The organism is Marinobacter sp., from assembly GCF_014859525.1.
Lineage (GTDB): Bacteria > Pseudomonadota > Gammaproteobacteria > Pseudomonadales > Oleiphilaceae > Marinobacter.
The window spans coordinates 20,965-27,775 of record NZ_JACUUB010000038.1 but is presented as its reverse complement, the minus strand read 5'-3'; the positions used below and the strand labels follow the sequence as shown (position 1 = coordinate 27,775).

Below are 6,811 nucleotides of genomic sequence, written 5' to 3'. Positions count from 1 at the left end.
TTCTGCCCGCATTATCCAGCGCCCGAAGCGGTGCAAACCCCTATAAGCCAGTTGATAGTGAATCGGGTACCATGACGGGCTTTGACCAGTACAACTCTGACCAATTAACACCGAAACCAGCGCCATGGACGAGAACCACCAGCCATTACCCGAAGTCCGACAGCCCCTGATTCACCGCACGCTGACTGAGTGGAAAACCCTGGCCATTCTGGGCGGGCCGATTCTGATTGCCCAGGTGGCACAGATGGCCAACGGGGTTATTGATACCGTTATGGCGGGCCATGCCAGCGCTCAGGATTTGGCCGCCGTAGGCATTGGCAGCAGCCTGTGGATGCCGCTGTTCCTGTTCTTCATGGGTATGCTGGGGGCACTCCAGCCCATCATTTCCGGTTACAACGGCGCCCGCCAGCATCACAAGATCATGCCGGCCACCTGGCAAGGCATCTACATTGCGGCCGGTGGCACCGTCATCATGGCGCTGCTGCTGACCAACGTGCACCCCGTGTTGTCGATGCTGAAGATGGATACGGATACCGCAAGTATCACTCAGGGTTACCTGAACGCCTTTGCGTGGGGCATACCCGCCTTGCTCTTGATGAACGCTCTGCGCGGTCTGACCGACGGGCTGGGGCACACTCGAGTGATCATGGCTTTCTCCGTACTGAGCACTCTGATCAACCTGCCACTAAACTACATTTTCATCTACGGCAAGCTGGGGCTGCCTGCCATGGGCGGTGTTGGCTGCGGCTGGGCTACATCGCTATCCAACGGCACCGCCGCCATTGCCCTGCTGATTTATCTGAACCGCAGCCGTACCTTCCGCCAGTTCCACTTGCTGGCTGACTGGGTAAAGCCAAACTGGGCAGGCATTCGTTACATTCTGGGTATTGGCGTGCCCATTGGCTTTACCATCTTTGTGGAAGCCAGCATGTTCTCGGTGATCGCCCTGTTCCTGGCGCCCTTGGGACCAATTATTGTGGCCGGGCACCAGATTGCGCTGAACGTCGTGTCACTGCTGTTTATGCTGCCACTGAGCATCGGCATGGCACTAACGTTACGGGTAAGTTTTCTGGTAGGGGCCCAGGCACCGGACACGGCTCGGTTGATTTCCCGCAGCTCTCTGATTCTGGCCTCGGCGGTTGCTCTGGTCTTTGCCACTTTGCTGTTCGTGTTTTCCGCGCAAATCGCCGCGCTCTACACCGGCGACCAGGACGTGCGGGATGTCACCATTCGCCTGTTGGCGTTTGCCGCCATGTTCCAGGTTGCCGATGTAATTCAGGTTACCTGCATCAGTGCGCTCAGGGGTTACAAAGACACCCGCATCCCCATGTTCATCATGCTGTTTTCGTTCTGGGGTGTCGGTTTGCCCCTGGGCTATGCTTTAACCTTTACTGACCTGCTTTGGCCAGCGTTGGGAGCTGCGGGTTTCTGGGTAGGGCTGACGGCCGGGCTGACCTCAGCGAGCGTTCTGCTGGGCTGGCGATTATTCCGCTACCGGCCCGGAAACCACCATCGCGGCGAACCCGGCAACCGGGCTTCCGTTCAAGCCGGTTCTGCCGCCAGCTGAGCGTTATTATCCGCAAAGATAATCCGATCCCGCCCGGTCTCCTTGGCCTGGTAAAGGGCTTCGTCTGCCCGGCCCAACCAGCTTTCCACAGACTCGCCATGGCCGAGAAGGGCAACGCCATAGGAGGAAGTCACAGGACCACCGGCGTACTTCAGGTGCTTTCGTAACACTTGCTGCAGATTGTTCATCACCGTCTGCAGGCTGGCACCATCCACTCCGGGCAACAGCAAGACAAACTCTTCGCCACCGTAGCGGAACAGCTGATCCGATTTGCGGGTATTGTGCTCAATCAGAGCCACCAGGTCCCGAAGCACCTCGTCTCCGACACCATGACCATAGACATCATTAATCTGTTTGAAGTGATCGATGTCCAACATCACCAGGGCATAGGGCAGGCCGGTACGCTCCGCATTGGCGGCCGCCCTATCCAGCTCTTCATCCATGGAGCGGCGGTTCTTAACACCCGTGAGTGGGTCGATGGTAGCCAGGTGTTCCAGCCTTTCACGCTGGTCCTGGTTGCGGTGGGCAAATACATAGGCGCAAGCGCTCACGGTCGCGGCGGTCGCCGCAAACGTCCACATCTGCACGTTCGAGCTGAAAGCCGTCTCGATGGACATCAAGACCAGTATAGAGATCAGGTTCAGGGCAGTAGCCACGCGACCGGACACCAGGAAGAAGGTGGTCACCAGGCACGGAAACAACCAGAACAGGCCGGCCTCTCCCATCACCGCACCCGCCAGCACCGCGCCTGTACAGATGATCAGAGCCAGCACCATACCGCTGCGCTCGGTTCTACCTGTCACCCAGGCATGGGCCAGACTGCCCACAATACCCGCCAGGATGCCAAGATCAACCAGCCCGGCCACCGTGTTGCCCTGCACAAACCGCATGATCGCAAAGGGTGTTATGCCAAGGATCGCGCACACACCGAGCATGGTGATAATCGACAAACGAAAATCATTTCTTAGGCGATGGAACATGCGTCTATGGTTCCGACATTAGTCTTGGTAGGCATCCAGAATAGCGCATGGCAGGCATCGGATCGTTATAGAACTACGATTCTTAACAATTTTATCTCCGAATACGACACAAAGTGGCATGCTTCACAAAAACGTGTAGGTTAGTATTCTAAGTTCTCAAACCTCTGTAGGTTTTGACGTCAGAGTACCGAAAGAAGTATTCCTAAGAACAAAAATCGTTCTATGACACCTTGGGATGTTCAAATTGGATTCACTTATTCGCATAGCCCCCGGGGCGCTCACCATAGGCCGGCCGCTACCCTGGGACGTTTTGGACGCCGACGGCAACGTGTTGCTGCGTCAGGGCTATGTTATCCAGACCAACAGTCAGCTGGAACAGCTGTTTGAGCGGGGGCGGTTCAAACCCCGGAAAATCGAACGTAAAAAAGAAGATTTCCCGGACGATCGGCGCGATTCCAATCCGTTTGCGGACTACGCCGATCTTCTGGCGGCCCTGGAAACCACCCTTAACGCTATTACCTCGGAAGATCCCTCTGCCCAAAAGCGCCTGCTGGGGCTGGCCCGAATGCTCGAACGCGCCTGTCAGGACGCCCCGGAAGCCAGCCTCGCTCTGGTGCATCTGTATTCCATTGGCCCCACCATTCATGAACAGATTCTGTTCTACGCTATTCTGTGTCACTTCACTGCCCGCCAGTTCGGTCTGGATGAAAAGCGCATCAGTGTGCTGACGGCCGCAGCGCTGACGGCCAATCTGGCCCTGGTGCCGGTGGCGGACCAACTCAATGCCTCCAATCGGGTACTCACCGACGACCAGCGAGCGGTTATCCGGAAACACCCGCAACGCAGTATCCAGGCTTTAGAATCCGCTGGCATTAACAACAAGCTGCTGCTGAAGATCATTGCCCAGCACCATGAACAGGCGGACGGCACCGGTTATCCGGATGGTTTGAGTGGCACTGATATTCTGCCGGAAGCGGAAATTCTGGCCCTGGCGGAACGCTACGTGGCGATGATCACCAAACGCGCCTATCGCAACCGGATGACCATCACCGCCGCCCGCAAGCTCATTGCCACGCTGGGCGACGGCAAATTCCGCCCGGCGATTCCCCGGTCTTTGCTGCAGGTGCTCGGCGACTACCCACCGGGCATGCTGGTGCGGCTGGATAACAACGAAGTCGGCGTGGTCACCGGTCGCGCAACAAGAGCCAGAGGACCGTTTGTAAAGGCGATCTTCGGCCCTCGGGGCAACCGCTACAGTGGCACACTCGAGCGCGACACCAGCCTGCTGGAATACAACATTCGCGGCCCTGAAGAACCGGAAGAAATGCCCTCCATGGACTTCAGCCTGCTCTGGGGCTTCCGCAACTGACCATTAGCGTTCAGGGCCGGCTCACCCCAGCCCCAACGCCTTTGCGTGATGATGCAGGTGGTCCTCGATGAACGAGGCAATGAAGAAGTAACTGTGGTCGTAGCCACGATGCATACGCAGGTTGATGGGGTGGTGGAATTTCTCGCAGACATCCGCCAGCGCCTCGGGGTTGAGCTGGGTTTCCAGAAACTCATCCGACGTACCCTGATCCACCAGCAGCGGCAGCCGCTCTTTGGCGGTCTGGATCAGGCGGGTGGCGTCCCACGCTTCCCAGTTGCTCTGGTCCTCTCCAAGATAACCCTTGAAGGCTTTCTGCCCCCATGGGCAATTAATGGGGTTGGCGATGGGGGCGAACGCCGACACGGATTTGTAATAGCCCGGATTCTTCAGGGCGCAGATCAAAGCTCCGTGGCCGCCCATGGAATGGCCGCTGACCGAGCGCTCACCGCTAAGCGGTAATTCACTTTCGACCAGTTGCGGCAACTCCTTCACCACGTAATCGTACATTCGGTAATGGGGCGCCCAAGGCTGTTCTATGGCATTTACGTAAAAGCCAGCGCCACTGCCAAAATCATAACTATCATGCTCGCCGGGCAGGTCCAGGCCTCTTGGGCTGGTATCCGGGCACACAATCGCCAGCCCCAGTTTGGCCGCCAGCTTTTGTGCGCCGGCTTTCTGCATGAAGTTCTGGTCGGTACAGGTCAGCCCGGACAACCAGTAAAGTACCGGTACCGGCTTACCCTTCGCTCCCAGCGCCGCCGGTGGCAAAAACACGGCGAACTCCATATCGCACTGCAAAGTGGCTGAGGCATGACGGTACCGGCGGTGTTCGCCGTCAAAACAGGCATTGGTGGCTAACAGTTCCATAGCGTTCCCGGTGATTGAAGGTGGTCTGGTTAATCCTCCGCATTGGCAAAGCGTTGTTTCTCTATCGTATTTCCGGACTTTGCCAGCTGCGACAGGATAGCAGTACGGGTAACGATACCAACCAGTTTGCCATGATCAACCACCGGATAGACTTTCGGCTTGCCGGCACCCAGGTTCTGGGCCAGGTCAATCACCGACATGTCGGGCGAAACCGTTAACGGTTGATGGAACATTACGTCGTCTACCATTGGCTCGCCTTCACTGTGGTAGTTACTCACCAGCAGCGAGTGAATACAGTCCTGCTCAGAAACAAAGCCCAGTACATGGCGCTTGTCATCCACCACCGGCAGACCGGTGACATGGTTCTCCAACAGCGCTTTGACCACCTTGGTTAACGGTGTGCCACAACGAACAGGCTCAATATGATTCCACATCACTTCCGAAATTTTCAGTGAGCGCATAGCGGCCCCCCTTGCCGGTTTACGAACAGTGCCGAATCCGGCACTACGGTTACTGTAAACATAGGCAATAGCGCCGGAAATGGAAAACAGAACTGGTCAAAATGGTTTACACCACCAAATAGTCGACTAAACTCAACAAGTTATGCCCAATCAGGCTAAAATAATTCGACTCATCCGTGGTACACAGTGGGAGACCCCATGGAAGCCATTTCAAATTTTATAAGTCAAATCAATAGCCTGGTATGGGGACCACCCATGCTGGTGATGATTCTCGGTGTCGGGTTGTTTTTGAGTATCGGCCTGAAACTGATGCCGATCCTGAAGCTGGGCGCCGGTTTCCGGCTGATGTGGAGCGGCCGTGCCCGCGGTGACGAGGATGACGGCGATATTCCTCCATTTCAGGCACTGATGACTGCGCTCTCGGCCACCGTGGGTACGGGTAATATTGCCGGTGTTGCCACGGCAGTGTTTCTCGGCGGTCCTGGTGCCCTGTTCTGGATGTGGTTGACTGCCCTTGTGGGTATGGCTACCAAATATGGCGAGGCGGTACTGGCCGTGCGCTATCGGGAAGTGGACGAACGTGGCGCTCATGTGGGTGGCCCGATGTATTACATCCGCAACGGTCTGGGCAAGAAGTGGGCCTGGCTGGGCGTGCTGTTTGCGGTATTCGCATCCATAGCCGCCTTTGGTATCGGTAACACTGTCCAGGCCAACTCCGTGGCAGACGTATTGTCGGCTAACTTTGGCTTACCACACTGGATAACCGGTGCCGTGCTGATGATTCTGGTGGCCTTGGTATTAATTGGTGGCATCAAACGCATTGGCCAGGTAGCCAGTGCCCTGGTGCCTTTCATGGCGGTGTCTTACGTGCTGGTGGGCCTGATTGTTCTGGCCATCAATGCCAATGAGATTCCGGCAGCTGTGAGCATGGTGTTCAGCTACGCCTTCAGCCCGGCTGCTGCCGAGGGTGGCTTTGCCGGTGCTGCCGTCTGGGCCGCCATCCGCTTTGGTGTTGCCCGGGGCATCTTCTCCAACGAAGCGGGCCTCGGCTCCGCCCCCATCGCCCATGCCGCCGCGCAGACCAAAAACCCGGTCAAACAGGGCATGGTGGCCATGCTCGGCACCTTCATCGACACGATTATCGTGTGCTCGATTACCGGCCTGGTGATCATCACGTCCGGCGCCTGGACCTCGGGCGAGACCGGCGCTGCACTTACCTCCCTGGCCTTTGAAACCGGCCTGCCCGGCTTCGGTAACTATGTAGTGGCTATTGCCCTGGCCATCTTTGCCTTTACCACCATTATCGGCTGGTCGTTCTATGGCGAGCGCTGTATCGAATTCCTGTTCGGCGTGAAGGCCATCGTGCCGTATCGGGTGTTGTGGATTATTGCCATTCCGGTGGGCGCCACCATCAACCTGGGTTTTATCTGGTTGGTGGCCGACACCCTCAACGCCATGATGGCGTTGCCCAACCTGATTGCCCTGTTGCTGCTGAGCCCGGTCGTCTTCAAACTCACCCGGGAATACTTTGACAAACAAAAGGCCATGGGGCTCAAGTAAACACAGT

Annotated in this window: 6 protein-coding genes; 3 read left to right on the top strand and 3 right to left on the bottom strand. The window is 57.0% G+C overall.

Annotation, left to right across the window (positions count from 1 at the left end; translation table 11 throughout):
* Nucleotides 1-124 precede the first annotated feature (124 nt).
* Nucleotides 125-1,567 carry an MATE family efflux transporter gene (locus tag IBX51_RS09470; protein WP_291830943.1) on the top strand — a complete coding sequence of 481 codons (1,443 nt, stop codon included), beginning with the start codon at nt 125-127 and terminating at the stop codon, nt 1,565-1,567.
* On the opposite strand, the gene IBX51_RS09465 is transcribed toward IBX51_RS09470, so the two are convergent.
* The gene (locus tag IBX51_RS09465; RefSeq protein WP_291830942.1) at nt 1,543-2,547 is read right to left on the bottom strand and encodes a GGDEF domain-containing protein; all 1,005 of its coding nucleotides are present in this window, start codon (nt 2,545-2,547) and stop codon (nt 1,543-1,545) included. The two genes, IBX51_RS09470 and IBX51_RS09465, sit on opposite strands and share 25 nt — an antisense overlap.
* Nucleotides 2,548-2,791: 244 nt before the next feature.
* Here IBX51_RS09465 and IBX51_RS09460 point away from each other — a divergent pair, with 244 nt between their 5' ends.
* Nucleotides 2,792-3,916, top strand: a complete 1,125-nt coding sequence (locus IBX51_RS09460; protein ID WP_291830941.1) for an HD domain-containing phosphohydrolase — start codon at nt 2,792-2,794, stop codon at nt 3,914-3,916.
* 21 nt (nt 3,917-3,937) lie between these two features.
* Here IBX51_RS09460 and fghA read toward each other — a convergent pair whose 3' ends face one another.
* Both fghA and IBX51_RS09450 read right to left on the bottom strand, forming a co-directional pair.
* Nucleotides 3,938-4,783, bottom strand: a complete 846-nt coding sequence (gene fghA / locus IBX51_RS09455) for an S-formylglutathione hydrolase (protein ID WP_291830940.1) — start codon at nt 4,781-4,783, stop codon at nt 3,938-3,940.
* Nucleotides 4,784-4,812: 29 nt separating this feature from the next.
* Nucleotides 4,813-5,244: a CBS domain-containing protein gene (locus IBX51_RS09450; RefSeq protein ID WP_291830938.1), complete on the bottom strand. Its 432-nt coding sequence runs from the start codon at nt 5,242-5,244 to the stop codon at nt 4,813-4,815.
* A gap of 198 nt (nt 5,245-5,442) precedes the next feature.
* On the opposite strand from IBX51_RS09450, the gene IBX51_RS09445 reads away from it, so the two are divergent.
* Entirely contained in the window at nt 5,443-6,804 is a 1,362-nt protein-coding gene (locus IBX51_RS09445; RefSeq protein WP_291830936.1) for a sodium:alanine symporter family protein, read from the top strand.
* Nucleotides 6,805-6,811: the final 7 nt, after the last annotated feature.

Coding starts and splice junctions, on each gene's coding strand:
- IBX51_RS09470 (WP_291830943.1), top strand. CDS start 125: ATGGACGAGAACCACCAGCCATTACCCGAAGTCCGACAGCCCCTGATT.
- IBX51_RS09465 (WP_291830942.1), bottom strand. CDS start 2,547: ATGTTCCATCGCCTAAGAAATGATTTTCGTTTGTCGATTATCACCATG.
- fghA (WP_291830940.1), bottom strand. CDS start 4,783: ATGGAACTGTTAGCCACCAATGCCTGTTTTGACGGCGAACACCGCCGG.
- IBX51_RS09450 (WP_291830938.1), bottom strand. CDS start 5,244: ATGCGCTCACTGAAAATTTCGGAAGTGATGTGGAATCATATTGAGCCT.
- IBX51_RS09445 (WP_291830936.1), top strand. CDS start 5,443: ATGGAAGCCATTTCAAATTTTATAAGTCAAATCAATAGCCTGGTATGG.